This is a genomic window from Vibrio sp. 1978 (genome assembly GCF_033344345.1).
Genome location: NZ_JAWPOP010000010.1, coordinates 1 through 13,601, shown reverse-complemented (window position 1 = coordinate 13,601; position 13,601 = coordinate 1). Strand labels below are relative to the sequence as shown.

The 13,601-nt window shown below is 45.6% G+C and carries 13 protein-coding genes and 1 tRNA gene; 7 read left to right on the top strand and 7 right to left on the bottom strand.

Going from position 1 to position 13,601, the window contains the following annotated elements:
• Positions 1–268: 268 nt before the first annotated feature.
• Positions 269–955: a general secretion pathway protein GspB gene (locus R8N49_RS11640; RefSeq protein WP_005387437.1), complete on the bottom strand. Its 687-nt coding sequence runs from the start codon at positions 953–955 to the stop codon at positions 269–271.
• A complete protein-coding gene (locus R8N49_RS11635) occupies positions 955–2,571 on the bottom strand; it encodes an ExeA family protein (protein ID WP_033906082.1) in 1,617 nt (538 codons plus the stop codon). Before R8N49_RS11635 ends, R8N49_RS11640 begins: the two co-directional genes overlap by 1 nt.
• Positions 2,572–2,708: 137 nt before the next feature.
• Between R8N49_RS11635 and R8N49_RS11630 the strand changes: the two genes are divergently transcribed.
• Positions 2,709–3,929 carry a multifunctional CCA addition/repair protein gene (locus R8N49_RS11630; protein WP_318189984.1) on the top strand — a complete coding sequence of 407 codons (1,221 nt, stop codon included), beginning with the start codon at positions 2,709–2,711 and terminating at the stop codon, positions 3,927–3,929.
• A gap of 52 nt (positions 3,930–3,981) precedes the next feature.
• On the opposite strand, the gene R8N49_RS11625 is transcribed toward R8N49_RS11630, so the two are convergent.
• The 3 genes from R8N49_RS11625 to folB are packed head-to-tail and all read right to left on the bottom strand — an operon-like array spanning position 3,982 to position 5,638.
• Positions 3,982–4,785 (bottom strand): undecaprenyl-diphosphate phosphatase, encoded by an 804-nt coding sequence (locus R8N49_RS11625; RefSeq protein WP_017820255.1) that lies wholly within the window; start codon positions 4,783–4,785, stop codon positions 3,982–3,984.
• Positions 4,786–4,799: 14 nt separating this feature from the next.
• Complete coding sequence (folK, locus tag R8N49_RS11620; RefSeq protein ID WP_005387457.1) at positions 4,800–5,282, bottom strand: 2-amino-4-hydroxy-6-hydroxymethyldihydropteridine diphosphokinase; 483 nt, start codon at positions 5,280–5,282, stop codon at positions 4,800–4,802.
• The gene (gene folB, locus R8N49_RS11615) at positions 5,279–5,638 is read right to left on the bottom strand and encodes a bifunctional dihydroneopterin aldolase/7,8-dihydroneopterin epimerase (protein ID WP_005379859.1); all 360 of its coding nucleotides are present in this window, start codon (positions 5,636–5,638) and stop codon (positions 5,279–5,281) included. The genes folK and folB overlap by 4 nt, the downstream gene beginning before the upstream one ends.
• Before the next feature lie 250 nt (positions 5,639–5,888).
• On the opposite strand from folB, the gene plsY reads away from it, so the two are divergent.
• Positions 5,889–6,500: a glycerol-3-phosphate 1-O-acyltransferase PlsY gene (gene plsY / locus R8N49_RS11610; RefSeq protein WP_005379857.1), complete on the top strand. Its 612-nt coding sequence runs from the start codon at positions 5,889–5,891 to the stop codon at positions 6,498–6,500.
• A gap of 34 nt (positions 6,501–6,534) precedes the next feature.
• On the opposite strand, the gene R8N49_RS11605 is transcribed toward plsY, so the two are convergent.
• Both R8N49_RS11605 and tsaD read right to left on the bottom strand, forming a co-directional pair.
• Positions 6,535–7,350, bottom strand: a complete 816-nt coding sequence (locus tag R8N49_RS11605; protein WP_005379855.1) for an alpha/beta fold hydrolase — start codon at positions 7,348–7,350, stop codon at positions 6,535–6,537.
• A gap of 176 nt (positions 7,351–7,526) precedes the next feature.
• Complete coding sequence (gene tsaD / locus R8N49_RS11600; protein WP_005379854.1) at positions 7,527–8,543, bottom strand: tRNA (adenosine(37)-N6)-threonylcarbamoyltransferase complex transferase subunit TsaD; 1,017 nt, start codon at positions 8,541–8,543, stop codon at positions 7,527–7,529.
• Between the two features lie 230 nt (positions 8,544–8,773).
• Here tsaD and rpsU point away from each other — a divergent pair, with 230 nt between their 5' ends.
• The 5 genes from rpsU (at position 8,774) to R8N49_RS11575 (ending at position 13,569) form a co-directional block, all read left to right on the top strand.
• Positions 8,774–8,989, top strand: coding sequence for a 30S ribosomal protein S21 (gene rpsU, locus R8N49_RS11595; protein WP_001145625.1), 216 nt, complete (start codon positions 8,774–8,776; stop codon positions 8,987–8,989).
• A gap of 27 nt (positions 8,990–9,016) precedes the next feature.
• Positions 9,017–9,460: a GatB/YqeY domain-containing protein gene (locus R8N49_RS11590; protein ID WP_005379720.1), complete on the top strand. Its 444-nt coding sequence runs from the start codon at positions 9,017–9,019 to the stop codon at positions 9,458–9,460.
• A 149-nt stretch (positions 9,461–9,609) separates the two neighbouring features.
• On the top strand, positions 9,610–11,376 hold the full coding sequence (gene dnaG, locus R8N49_RS11585) for a DNA primase (RefSeq protein ID WP_005379719.1): 1,767 nt from the start codon (positions 9,610–9,612) through the stop codon (positions 11,374–11,376).
• Positions 11,377–11,475: 99 nt separating this feature from the next.
• Positions 11,476–13,338 carry an RNA polymerase sigma factor RpoD gene (gene rpoD / locus R8N49_RS11580; protein ID WP_005395986.1) on the top strand — a complete coding sequence of 621 codons (1,863 nt, stop codon included), beginning with the start codon at positions 11,476–11,478 and terminating at the stop codon, positions 13,336–13,338.
• A 155-nt stretch (positions 13,339–13,493) separates the two neighbouring features.
• Positions 13,494–13,569 (top strand) — tRNA-Ile (locus R8N49_RS11575).
• The last annotated feature ends 32 nt before the right edge of the window (positions 13,570–13,601 follow it).

Genomic DNA, 13,601 nt, shown 5'->3' with positions numbered 1-13,601 from the left:
TCTGTTTAGACTCCTATTATGTGATGGGGTCTAACGTGGACCAAGTCATTACTCCGAAGTTCGTGAAGATGGTGTCTTTTTACACAACGCTGACTGGAATCGCGCTATCAATAGATGAATGATATTGGTGCTATTTAAACGACTGAGAAAAGCTATATTTTGCTTGTTTGAGTATCTAAAAATCATCATCAGAATAGATGCAAAAGATGCTCTGAAAAATAAAAAGCCAGCGATATGATTTCGCTGGCTTGATGTGTTTCTACAAGAGTTACCCTTTCCACTCATACAACGCTGGTATACGAATTTGCTCACCTTGGAACTCAACAATCACAGCTTGCGGTTGTATTTCTCTTAGAGTGACCTGATCATCAACGACATCCCCTTGATGATACTCAACATTGTTAATTTTCACCCAACGGCGATTTTCATCACTGGCATACATATGGGTTTGCAAATTAAGCGCAGGTAGACGCCCTTGCCACTGGTGAGCGTTGCGCTCTAAATCGTTCACGCGTGCCGTTTGTGATGACGAATTGTCATCATCTCGGGATAAGGCATTTTCGACCTTCCTAGCTAAATCAGGAGATAATGAGGATAAATCCAGATCATCCAAAGACAACCCGAGGTCCTCTTCAGCAGCAGAAGTCGTTTGGGTTGATGCTGAGTTGCGTGTTTCATCTCTGCTTGGTGTATGGCTCGTGTATTCATCGGGGGTGGTAAATGTACCAAAATCACGCGATAGCTCTGCACTTGGCCACTCTCTTGGCAATTGGGCCAACTGGGTGTTCTCTGGATAGTCCAATACTTTGAAAGGTGATACCACTTCGACCTTTTCTATCGGGGACGTTGTATCTACTTCAACACTCGGTGCAAAGAGATCTAAGTACCAAGCGACTCCGATAGCAGAAGCAGTGATTGGCAGCAAGAACAGACCTATATGTTTCACAGCTGACATTATGCGTCCTCCTTCTCGATTCTCGCCAGTTGAGGCGCATCTGGCTGAACATTTTGCTGAAGTCGGTCTAGCGTTCGCTTACCTGCAATACCATCGACACCAATTCCTTGCCAACGTTGAAATAATTCGACTCGCTCTTTCATCGCACCATCAAAAATAGACGTTTCAAGCAGTGGCTCACTCACCGCTTCTGCTAATAATCGGTCTAATACTTCAATCGCAGGGCCTTCCATGTCTAAACGTAATGTTTCATTCAGCGGAGCATGCCACAGTTCGATAATATTGCCCTGCCACAACGGCTTTAGCCACGAAACTGGCAGACGAAGACGCTGCTTACCATTGAGCACTTCAGCTTGGTCATTACCGACGGCATATAGAATGACATACCCAACATCACCTTGATAATTCAACTCCAAGATCACAGGGCGATTTTGTTGCATCAACAGCGGCCAAGTCGCCATTTTACGCTCACAACGCATAGTCGACTGCGGTTCTGACAAACAAAGATTATCGCGAACCGATGCTTGATATCCCCACAAACGATACAAATCATTTACAGCGAGGTTCGACTGTTTTTGTGTTAACAATAAATCACGCTGCTCATCAGTTAACTGTTGGCTGACGACGGTTGGTGTTGGCTCTACTCTTGGCTCCGTCACTTGTGTCAACACTGACGTCGCTTGAGCTGGCATATAATTCACGACCGCCCACCCCGTACTTAATGCAGCAATAAGGCCTACCGTGACAGAGCCCCAAGCAGGCCAACGGAAAGTCCGGCGCTCTTTTTTATCTTGCTGATAAATATCTGCCTGAAACTGCATCACCTCTTCACAGGCCTGCTGAACGGTTTGCTTATCCACCACCACATTACCCTGGTGATAACTAATGTTGAGGGATTTGTCACAGATAAGGTTGATGAGCCGCGGTATACCGTGACTGTATTTGGCTATAAGTTTACAAGAAGCACGATTAAACAGTTGCTGGTCGCCACCTGCTGTATGTAGTCGAAATGCGATGTAATCTTCTGTCTCTTTTTCATCCAACGGCAACAGGTGATAACGCCCGGTAATACGCTGGGCAAGTTGGCGTAGTTGTGTTGTTTGTAATAACCGCTGCAATTCAGGCTGCCCGACCAACAACACTTTGAGCAATTTTCTGGTATCGGTTTCCAAGTTGGTCAACAAGCGCAACTGCTCTAGAACGTCGGCAGCAAGGTGTTGAGCCTCATCAATGACCAGCAATGTCTGCCAGCCTGAACGATAATTACGCAGCAAATATTGATGGATAACCTGGTTTAGCTGTTTGAGGTTTGCATCTGGCGGATAGGTGATTTTGAACTCATCGCAAATGGCTTCGAGCAAGTCTCTACTCGAAAACGTGGGATTGAGAATAAGACCCGCTTTGGTGTTATCACCCAAATTCGCCAGCATCGCTTTTGCGACGGTCGTTTTGCCTGTACCTACTTCGCCAGTAAGCATAGCAAAGCCACCGCCATCGCCTAGCCCAGCTTGGAGATGTGTGATTGCCTCTTTGTGACGTTGGCTTAAATACAAATAACGTGAGTTTGGAACAATCGAAAATGGTTGTTCGACAAACCCAAAAAAGTCCTTATACATTAGGCTCTCCAGCTAAAAAACCACCTGGGAATAGTCAGACATGGTATAAACGCTCTTCTTCTATTCTTAGGAGTAAAGAAAAGTACCATTGCTTGCTACAATGTCCAACGGCATATCCATAAATTAAGAGGTAATTCGTGCAAGTTTATTTAGTAGGTGGCGCAGTTCGAGATAAATTGCTCGGAATTGATAGTTATGACAACGACTGGGTGGTCGTAGGCTCGACGCCCGAGATGATGCTGTCCCAAGGATACACCGCCGTTGGTAAAGACTTTCCTGTATTTCTGCATCCCAAAAGTAAAGAAGAATATGCCCTTGCACGAACAGAGAGAAAGTCAGGTTCTGGTTACACTGGTTTTGAATGTTTCTTCGATCAAAACGTCACCTTAGAAGAAGATTTGATACGTCGTGATTTAACCATTAACGCGATGGCAATGGAGAGTGATGGCACGATCCATGACCCATATGCTGGCCAGCAAGATCTCAACGATAAACTGCTACGCCATGTATCAGACGCCTTTATTGAAGACCCTCTACGCGTTTTACGTGTCGCTCGCTTCGCAGCGAAGCTTGCTGATCTAAACTTTACGGTTGCCGACGAAACCATGCGGTTAATGCGTCACATGGCAGAGTCCGGAGAGCTGAGCACACTGACTCCCGAGCGTGTTTGGCAAGAATGGCATAAATCTCTCTCTACTCCTCGCCCTGATATTTTCTTATCGGTTCTACGAGACTGTGGTGCATTAACCGTGGTGTTACCTGAAATTGATGCACTATTTGGCGTACCTCAACCTGAGAAGTGGCATCCAGAAATCGATACTGGCATCCATACTTTGATGGTGGCAGAGCAAGCCGCAAAATTGAGTAACTCACTCCCCGTCAGGTTTGCCGCCCAAGTGCATGACTTGGGTAAGGGCGTGACGCCAGAGAGCGAATGGCCAAGCCACAAAATGCATTGCCATACAGGATTAAAACTGATCAAAAAGCTGTGCGAACGTGTCCGGGTACCAAATGAGTTTCGTGATTTAGCCTTGATGGTGTGCGAACAGCACTCCAATATTCATCGCGCGGCTGAACTTAAACCACAAACCATAATTAAAATACTCAATAAACTTGATGTGTGGCGTAAGTCCGAACGTCTGCAAGATATCTTGCTTTGCTGCCAAGCGGATCACGCTGGTCGTAAAGGACTGGAAACGCAACCATATCCACAGGCGGATATTTTTAGGCAAGCCTACCAAGCAGCAGCGGCAGTTGACGTTCAAGCCATTATCAAAGAGGGCTTTAAAGGCCCTGCGATTCGTGACGAGCAAGAAAAACGACGTATTGAAGCAGTGAAAGCAGCACTTAAGAAGTAACGAACAAACAAAAACGCCCGCGGATTTCGCGGGCGTTTTTCGTTAACATCAATTATGCACTTAATAGAAAAGCGAACAAACCGACGCCCAAAATGAGACGGTAAATCACAAACGGTGTCATGCCCATTCGTGAAATCATCTTCAAGAAGAAGTGGATACAGATGTACGCACTGATAAACGATGTGATAATGCCAGTCATTAAGAAACCAACATGGACAGGTTCACCACTGGTCACTAACTTCATGCCTAAGTAGCTACCAGCTAATGTAATGATTGGGATCGACATTAAAAACGAAAATCGGGCAGCCGCTTCTCGAGTAAAGCCAAGGTAAAGCGCTGCTGTGATGGTCGCCCCTGAACGTGAAGTTCCAGGAATCATCGCTAAGGCTTGAGCAATACCGATAAATACAGCTTTCTTCCAACCCGTTTGGTATTCATCGGCAACGAGTTTAGCGTTTTTGTCTACCCACCATAGCAACAGGCCAAATACGATCGTAGTAGTCGCGATGACGTAAGCGCTACGTAGATACACTTCAATGATGTCTTTCATCAATAAGCCGAACACACAAGCTGGAATCGTCGCAATCACGATCATCCAAGCCAATTTAGCTTCTTTACTGCGATCTCCTTTAAAGATCGAAGCAAATAACGCTTGAAACAAAGTGATTACTTCATGACGAAAATAGATCACGACAGCCATTAATGTACCGACGTGAACAGCAACATCAAAGGCTAGACCTTGGTCTTCCCATCCTAAAATAGCGGAAGGCAGGATCAAATGGGCAGAGCTTGAAATAGGCAAAAACTCTGTCAGCCCCTGAATCAGAGCCAAAATAAAGGCTTCAAAATAACTCATGTAAACAACTCAAATTAAAAATGAAAGGAAACGGGTTTGAGCGAATCGACTGGCTGCATAGCATGCCAAATGTCTGCGACTGTGCGTCCATCGCCTGGGATCACTAATTGCGGTTCGAGATCATACAGCGGCTTTGTGACAAAAGGATATTTGTAGATATCACTGCGAGGTAGCTCAGGTTTTTTCTTGGAGACGCGCTCACCGAACAACACTATATCGAGATCCAGTGTTCGATCCTGATACTTTTGCGCGTTTTCTTCGCGTCCCCACTTAAATTCAATCTCGCGTAGTTGATGGCTCAACTCTTCTAATGACAACTCGGTACGCATTGCAACGACAAAGTTGTAGAAATTCTTGCTGCTAAAACCAATAGGTTCGCATTCATATATCGGTGATACGAGGAGATTTTCTCCAAGCCGTTGCAGCTCCTGATACGCAGCAAGCACATGTTGCTCTCTTTCTACGTTCGTCCCAACACCGATATAGGTGGTGATCATGCTCGGCCTCGCTCAATCACCACACCAACAGCACGTGCTTGCGGCACGGCGCCAGGCTTCGCTAGGCGGATTTTCACCCAAGGCACTGAGAAACGCAGCATGATAAGCTCTGCTACTTCTTCAGCCACGCGCTCGACCAGTAAGAAACGACCATTTTCAATGTGGTTAAGTACCGCCTCACTCACCTGCGAATAATCCAGTGCATCTTGCACATCATCACTTTTGCCCGCAGGTTTATTATCGTGTGCCATTTCAATATCCAGAACCAACTTTTGTTTGATTTGTTGCTCCCAGTCGTACACGCCAATTGTGGTGATTACTTCTAACTGTTCAATAAAAACTTTATCCAGAGCCATCTTATGTCCTTCTATTACAGAGGTCGGATACCCGTGAGGGGTAATTTGATCGTAGTATTCTATACCTAAGTAACATTTACTTTGGTCATCACAATGTTACTTAGGTATAAACTGCGAAAGCATCTTTATATACAAGAAATCACATAATGCAAGCTCTATCACAGTGAGGATTTCTGCATTATGTAAATTCGGGGTATGATAGCAACTACGCGGGAACCGAGCATTAAATTCCAATCCATCAAGGACTTCTATGGACGCACTGGCACTGATAATGACAATGGCCGCCTATTTATTAGGTTCGGTTTCCAGTGCGGTTTTGATCTGTCGACTCTTAAAACTGCCAGACCCACGCAGTGTGGGATCTAACAATCCTGGAGCAACGAACGTATTGCGTATTGGCGGACGAGGAGCCGCTGTTTCAGTCTTGTTGTGCGATATGCTCAAAGGCACTATCCCCGTGTGGGGCGGATACTTTCTTGGTATCGACCCTATCATTCTTGGCGTCATCGCCATTGCTGCCTGTCTTGGCCACATGTACCCCATCTTTTTCCACTTTAAAGGCGGAAAAGGTGTCGCAACCGCGCTTGGCGCTATCGCTCCGATTGGTTTGGACTTAACAGGATTGGTGATGTTAACTTGGCTGTCAGTAGCCGCGCTATTCCGCTATTCATCCTTAGCGGCTCTCGTCACGGTTTTGGTCACTCCGTTTTATACTTGGATGTTTAAACCGCAATACACGTTACCTGTTGCTATGCTGTGTTGCTTAATCGTATTTAAGCATCATCAAAATATTCGTCGGCTTTTGTCTGGCGACGAGCCAAAAATCGGCGAGAAGAAACTGACACAAAAAAACTCGGCTTAATGCCGAGTTTTTCGTTTAAAGAGGGATGCATTGGTTACGCATGAACTCGATTCAGGAAGTTCAACAACATTTGGTTGACGAACTCAGGCTGTTCTAAACAACTGATGTGTCCCGCTTGCGGAATTTCTACCAACTCACTGCCCGTGATACAGTCTTTCATTAAATACGATTCGAAAACCGGGCGAGGCTTATCTTCACAGCCCACCGCAATTAACGTCGGCAGAGCGAATTTTTCCGAATCTTCAATCACATCACGGCGACCAAACACCATGCGCCCCATGCGAGCGACTTCCACCGCACGCTCACCGTTCAGCTCTTCTAAACTGCGTTTGAATGAAGCGACAAGTTTAGGGTTATCCTGATTGACGTTGTTGGCAAAGAACAGCGGCACAACGGCTTCAATAATTGGCGCAGGCACTGCTTGGACTTGGCTGATGGTATCAAGCATTGCAAAATACTTTTTATACGTAACTTCTGGCTCCCAGCCAATGAAGGTATCCATCAATACCAGTGACTTAACACGTTGCGGCGCTTGAGCCGTTAGCTCCGCTCCCCACATGCCGCCAACAGATAATCCCACTATCGAGAACTCTTCGATATCTAAATGATCCATCAATGCCAACATATGTTGTGCATAGTCGGCCAATGACTGTGTCGATGCAGGTGCAGCGTCCGATTCACCATGTGCCCAAAGATCTGGCACAATACAACGGAATGACTGGCTTAAAACCTCAACTTGTGGCGCCCACATTTGGCTATCCCAAAGGTAACTATGACCAAATAGAAGCACAGGGCCCTCACCTTTATCTAGATAAGCAAGTTGCTGACCTTCAATTTCAAACTTATTCATTGTTATATCCATTTCTTATTCTTCCACGTCATCCTAGCACTGAAACAATCGCGAACTGATCGCATCAGTCAGAATGTAAAACGAGGCGGTTCATTGAATAATTAAAAATAAAGGCCTCTGAGGAGCAGAGACCTTTATTACAAAGAACCGGTTTCAAACCTACCGCATAAATTTGACTAAGCGACAGGTGTTAGTTGATCAATTGGCCAACGTGGACGAGCCTCTACTGACATATCAGCCACTTCGCCATTCTTCAAGCGCTGCATGCCTGCGTAAGCGATCATCGCACCGTTATCTGTACAGAACTCAGTACGTGGGTAGTAAACTTCGCCGCCAACTTTCTTCGCTAACTTCTCTAACTCAGCTCGCAAACGACGGTTAGCACTCACACCACCAGCAATAACAATGCGTTTCATGCCTGTTTGCTCAAGCGCGCGCTTACATTTAATAGCCAACGTAGCACACACAGCCTCTTCAAATGCCAATGCGATGTCCGCGCGGGTTTGCTCGTCATCACCGTTTGCAGCAATCGTGTTAGCCGTAAAGGTTTTTAGACCAGAGAAACTCATGTCCAAACCTGGCACATTCGTCATTGGGCGCGGGAACTTAAAGCGGCCCGGTGTACCTTTTTCCGCCAGTTTAGATAATAGTGGACCGCCTGGGTAATCCAAACCCATTAGCTTCGCTGTTTTATCAAACGCTTCGCCCGCCGCATCATCAATCGACTCACCTAGAATTTTGTACTCACCGATGCCTCTCACTTCCACCATCATAGAGTGACCGCCCGATACTAATACCGCCACAAACGGGAACGGTGGAGGGTTATCTTCCAACATTGGGGCCAATAGGTGACCTTCCATATGATGAACAGGTACCGCTGGCACTCCCCAAGCATAAGCAATACTGCGACCGATAGTCGCACCCACTAATAACGCCCCAACAAGACCAGGCCCCGCGGTATACGCGACACCATCGATGTCTTTTGAAGTTAAGTTCGCTTCTTTTAGTGCCTCTTTAATAAGAGGAATGGTTTTCTTTACGTGGTCACGTGAAGCCAACTCAGGCACCACACCGCCGTAATCTGCGTGCAGTTTTACTTGGCTGTATAGCTTGTGTGACAAGAGACCGTTTTCATCGTCATAAATTGCGATGCCAGTCTCGTCACAAGAGGTTTCAATACCAATAATGCGCATGGTTTTCTCAGTATGCTTTCTGTATAGAGGAAATTTGGGCGTCATATTACCTCGCCTTGGTGCTGCAAACAAATTTTGTACAGACAATAATCGACAAAAGGCTTTACAAAGTAGTTGTGATCGGATTAAAATTCCGCACCATTTTTGATCAAGCTGGTAAGAGACCTAACAATTGTGATTTGGTCTGTTGAATACCAGCGTTAACGAATAACCCCTGAGGTGAAAGGCATATGCCAGTAGTTAAAGTACGTGAAAACGAACCGTTCGACGTTGCTCTACGTCGTTTTAAGCGCTCTTGCGAAAAAGCAGGTATCCTTTCTGAAGTGCGTCGTCGTGAGCACTACGAAAAACCAACTACAGTTCGCAAACGCGCTAAAGCAGCAGCTCAAAAGCGTCACGCTAAGAAGCTAGCTCGCGAAAACGCTCGTCGCGTTCGCCTGTACTAATAACTGAGCTCCAAAAGGAATTTAGTTATGGCTCTGATTGATCAACTCAAAGAAGAGCAAAAATTAGCGATGAAAGCCAAGGACAAATTGCGCCTTGGTACTATTCGTTTAGCCCTATCAGCAATCAAGCAACGTGAAGTTGACGAACAGATTACTCTGAACGATGACGACATTCTTGCAGTATTGACCAAGATGGTTAAACAACGTCGCGATTCTGTAGCGCAGTTTGAAGCAGCGGGTCGTCAAGATCTTGCTGATGCGGAACAAGCAGAAATTACCGTTCTTGAGGACTTTATGCCTCAACCACTGACAGACGAAGAAGTAGCGGCTCTCATCGAGAACGCGATTGCTGAATCTGGCGCAGCTGGCATGCAAGACATGGGCAAAGTAATGGGCGTTCTGAAACCGCAAATTCAAGGGCGTGCAGATATGGGTAAAGTAAGCGGTTTAGTTCGCGCTAAATTGGCTTAAGGTACCCCACCCAATTGCAGCAAGCCGTGCTATCCTTTGGAGCGCACGGCTTGTTTGTATCTGGATGGATGGAATGAAATCAATGGGCAATACGCTCATTCTTTTAAGGCATTCACTCCACTCATCATCTTCTTTTTTTGTTAGGTTTTATGGCTGGACACATCCCTCGCAGTTTTATCGATGACCTTCTAGCTCGACTTGATATTGTCGATATCATCGACGCACGTGTGAAACTTAAGAAAAAAGGCAAAAACTACGGCGCATGCTGCCCTTTCCACAACGAAAAAACACCCTCATTCAGTGTCAGTCAAGAAAAGCAGTTCTACCATTGTTTTGGTTGTGGCGCGCATGGAAATGCCATCGATTTTTTGATGGAGTTCGACCGACTAGAATTCGTCGAAGCCATTGAAGAACTCGCTTCATACTTGGGTTTAGATGTTCCTCGCGAACAACGTAGTGGCGGTAATGGTTCGTTTCAATCAGGCCCACAAGCAAGCAGCAGTGAAAAACGTAACCTATACGACTTAATGGGCAGCATTGCTCAATTTTATCGTAACCAACTCAAACAGCCAGCAAGTAAGGTGGCGATTGAGTATCTAAAAGATCGCGGCCTGTCTGGTGAAATCGTCCAGAAGTTTGGCATCGGCTATGTGGCTGATGAATGGGATTTAGTTCGTAAGAACTTTGGCCAGAATAAAGAAAACCAAGACATGCTCGTCACTGGCGGCATGTTGATTGAAAACGATAAAGGCAACCGCTACGACCGATTCCGTGGTCGAGTGATGTTTCCTATTCGAGACAGACGCGGCCGAGTAATAGGCTTTGGTGGTAGAGTATTAGGTGATGGGACACCAAAATATCTCAACTCACCCGAAACCCCGATATTTCATAAAGGTAAAGAGTTGTATGGCCTTTATGAAGTACTACAAGCGTATCGTGAGCCACCACAAATTTTAGTGGTTGAAGGCTATATGGATGTTGTCGCGCTTGCTCAATATGGCGTAGATTATTCCGTTGCCTCATTAGGAACCTCGACAACGGGCGATCACTTGCAAGTGTTATTCAGGCAAACAAGCACCGTCGTGTGTTGTTATGACGGTGACCGCGCAGGCCGTGAAGCCGCGTGGCGTGCCATGGAAAATGCATTGCCTTACCTAACTGATGGTCGCCAGTTAAAATTCATGTTTTTGCCGGATGGAGAAGATCCCGACTCTTATATCCGACAAAACGGAAAACAAGCATTTGAGCAGCAAGTGTCTAATGCGATGCCCTTGTCTGAATTCATGTTCAGCTCATTGACTCAGCAGGTCGATATGAGCACGAAAGAAGGCATGGCAAAACTGAGTACTCTTGCGGTTCCTCTCATTGATAAAGTCCCTGGCGGCACTTTAAGACTATACTTGAGAGAATTGCTTGGCCGCCGTTTGGGTTTGGTTGATGAGCGCCAACTACAGCAGCTAATTTCAAAACAAGGTAAAGAGGATAAAAGGCCTCAACCTCATAAAGAAATCAAGCGAACGCCGATGCGAGAAGTGATCGCGTTACTGATTCAAAACCCACAATACGTAAGTATGGTGCCAGATCTAACTAGCGTTAGAGATTTGCCCATTCCTGGTCTAAGTTTATTTGTTGATGTACTTGATAAATGCCAAGCGCATCCCCATATCAACACAGGCCAATTATTAGAGCATTGGCGAAACAGCCAAAATGAGACCCTTCTGTCTCGTCTCGCGAGTTGGGACATTCCACTCGATGAGGACAACCAAGAAGAAATCTTTTTAGACTCACTGGATAAAATTATTGCCCAGTGCGTAGAAAAACAAATTGAAAACCTGCAGGCCAAAGCAAGAAGTGTCGGTTTATCAGCCGAAGAGAAAAGGGAGCTGCTAGCACTTATGCTAGATTTAAAAGCGTAACCCTGTTTAATTAGTCAGCAACGATTTAATTTGTTATAGTAAGTGGTTTGCATTTCGCATACTGATTCCTTCACCAGATTACGAAGTTGGATACCGTCTATGGATCACAATCCGCAGTCACAGCTAAAGTCACTTGTTATTAAAGGCAAGGAACAAGGCTATCTGACCTACGCCGAAGTAAATGACCACCTACCTGCTGAAATCGTAGATTCAGAACAGGTAGAAGACATCATTCAGATGATCAACGACATGGGCATTAAGGTAGTAGAAACTGCTCCTGATGCTGATGATTTAGCACTGAACGATGACACAAATATTACCGATGAAGATGCAGCCGAAGCTGCAGCCGCTGCACTTTCTAGCGTAGAGAGTGAGATTGGTCGTACAACAGACCCAGTACGTATGTACATGCGTGAGATGGGTACTGTCGAACTTCTAACTCGCGAAGGCGAAATCGACATCGCAAAACGTATTGAAGAAGGTATTAACCAAGTTCAATCGTCTGTTGCTGAATACCCAGGCACAATTCCGTACATTCTTGAGCAATTTGACAAAGTTCAAGCTGAAGAACTACGTCTTACAGACCTAATTTCAGGTTTTGTAGATCCAGATGCTGACGACACCGCTGCACCAACGGCAACACACATCGGTTCTGAACTGACTGAATCTCAGTTAGAAGAAGAAGACGATGAAGACGTTGATGACGACGAAGATAGCGATGACGATTCAGATGATTCTGAAGAAGATGTAGGTATCGATCCAGAATTAGCGCTAGAGAAATTCAACCAACTACGCAGCACCTATCAAAATCTTCAATTAGCAATCAACGAATACGGCTATAACAGCCCGAAAGCAACCGTTGCTAATGAAATGATGCTAGACGTATTCCGCGAGTTTCGTCTAACGCCTAAACAGTTTGATCACTTAGTGAATGAACTGCGTACTGCTATGGATCGTGTTCGTACTCAAGAGCGTCTGATCATGAAGTCAGTGGTTGAATACGGCAAAATGCCGAAGAAATCATTCATCGCGCTGTTCACTGGTAATGAATCAAGTGAAGCTTGGCTGGATGAAGTTCTTGCTTCAGACAAGCCATACGCTGAAAAGATCAAACGTAACGAAGAAGAAATCCGTCGTTCAATCGCTAAGCTAAAAATGATTGAAGAAGAGACTTCTCTAAACGTACAGAACATTAAAGACATCAGCCGTCGTATGTCTATCGGTGAAGCAAAAGCTCGCCGTGCGAAGAAAGAGATGGTTGAAGCGAACTTGCGTCTTGTAATTTCTATCGCGAAGAAATACACCAACCGTGGCCTACAGTTCTTGGATCTGATCCAAGAAGGTAACATCGGTCTGATGAAAGCGGTAGATAAATTCGAATATCGTCGTGGTTACAAGTTCTCGACTTACGCAACGTGGTGGATCCGTCAGGCTATCACTCGTTCAATCGCGGACCAAGCACGTACGATTCGTATTCCGGTACACATGATCGAAACGATCAACAAGCTAAACCGTATCTCTCGTCAAATGTTGCAAGAGATGGGTCGCGAGCCACTACCGGAAGAACTGGCAGAGCGCATGCAAATGCCAGAAGACAAGATTCGTAAAGTTCTAAAAATCGCTAAAGAGCCTATCTCAATGGAGACACCAATCGGTGACGACGAAGATTCGCATCTAGGTGATTTTATCGAAGATACAACGCTAGAACTTCCGCTAGATTCTGCAACAGCAACTAGCCTTAAAGTGGCAACAAAAGACGTGCTTGCAGGTCTAACGCCACGTGAAGCGAAAGTACTTCGTATGCGTTTTGGTATTGACATGAACACTGACCATACTCTAGAAGAAGTTGGTAAGCAGTTCGACGTTACTCGTGAGCGTATCCGTCAGATCGAAGCAAAAGCACTACGTAAACTTCGTCACCCAAGCCGCTCAGAGACTCTGCGCAGCTTCCTAGACGAATAATCGCAGCGCATACAAGCTTTTAGAAATCAAAAAAGGTGACTTTAGGTCACCTTTTTTATTATCTACTGTTCTAAGTGGATAAAAACTAAGCGCAATTGCCCTAGTTGGTATCTAGACACCTTGCAACGCTTCCCCTATAATCGTTGTCCTATTAAGGCCCCTTAGCTCAGTGGTTAGAGCAGTCGACTCATAATCGATTGGTCCGCAGTTCAAGTCTGCGAGGGGCCACCATATTCCGAAAGGCTTATGGAGAAATCCGTAAG

Coding starts and splice junctions, on each gene's coding strand:
- R8N49_RS11640 (WP_005387437.1), bottom strand. CDS start 955: ATGTCAGCTGTGAAACATATAGGTCTGTTCTTGCTGCCAATCACTGCT.
- R8N49_RS11635 (WP_033906082.1), bottom strand. CDS start 2,571: ATGTATAAGGACTTTTTTGGGTTTGTCGAACAACCATTTTCGATTGTT.
- R8N49_RS11625 (WP_017820255.1), bottom strand. CDS start 4,785: ATGAGTTATTTTGAAGCCTTTATTTTGGCTCTGATTCAGGGGCTGACA.
- folK (WP_005387457.1), bottom strand. CDS start 5,282: ATGATCACCACCTATATCGGTGTTGGGACGAACGTAGAAAGAGAGCAA.
- folB (WP_005379859.1), bottom strand. CDS start 5,638: ATGGCTCTGGATAAAGTTTTTATTGAACAGTTAGAAGTAATCACCACA.
- plsY (WP_005379857.1), top strand. CDS start 5,889: ATGGACGCACTGGCACTGATAATGACAATGGCCGCCTATTTATTAGGT.
- R8N49_RS11605 (WP_005379855.1), bottom strand. CDS start 7,350: ATGAATAAGTTTGAAATTGAAGGTCAGCAACTTGCTTATCTAGATAAA.
- tsaD (WP_005379854.1), bottom strand. CDS start 8,543: ATGCGCATTATTGGTATTGAAACCTCTTGTGACGAGACTGGCATCGCA.
- rpsU (WP_001145625.1), top strand. CDS start 8,774: ATGCCAGTAGTTAAAGTACGTGAAAACGAACCGTTCGACGTTGCTCTA.
- R8N49_RS11590 (WP_005379720.1), top strand. CDS start 9,017: ATGGCTCTGATTGATCAACTCAAAGAAGAGCAAAAATTAGCGATGAAA.
- dnaG (WP_005379719.1), top strand. CDS start 9,610: ATGGCTGGACACATCCCTCGCAGTTTTATCGATGACCTTCTAGCTCGA.
- rpoD (WP_005395986.1), top strand. CDS start 11,476: ATGGATCACAATCCGCAGTCACAGCTAAAGTCACTTGTTATTAAAGGC.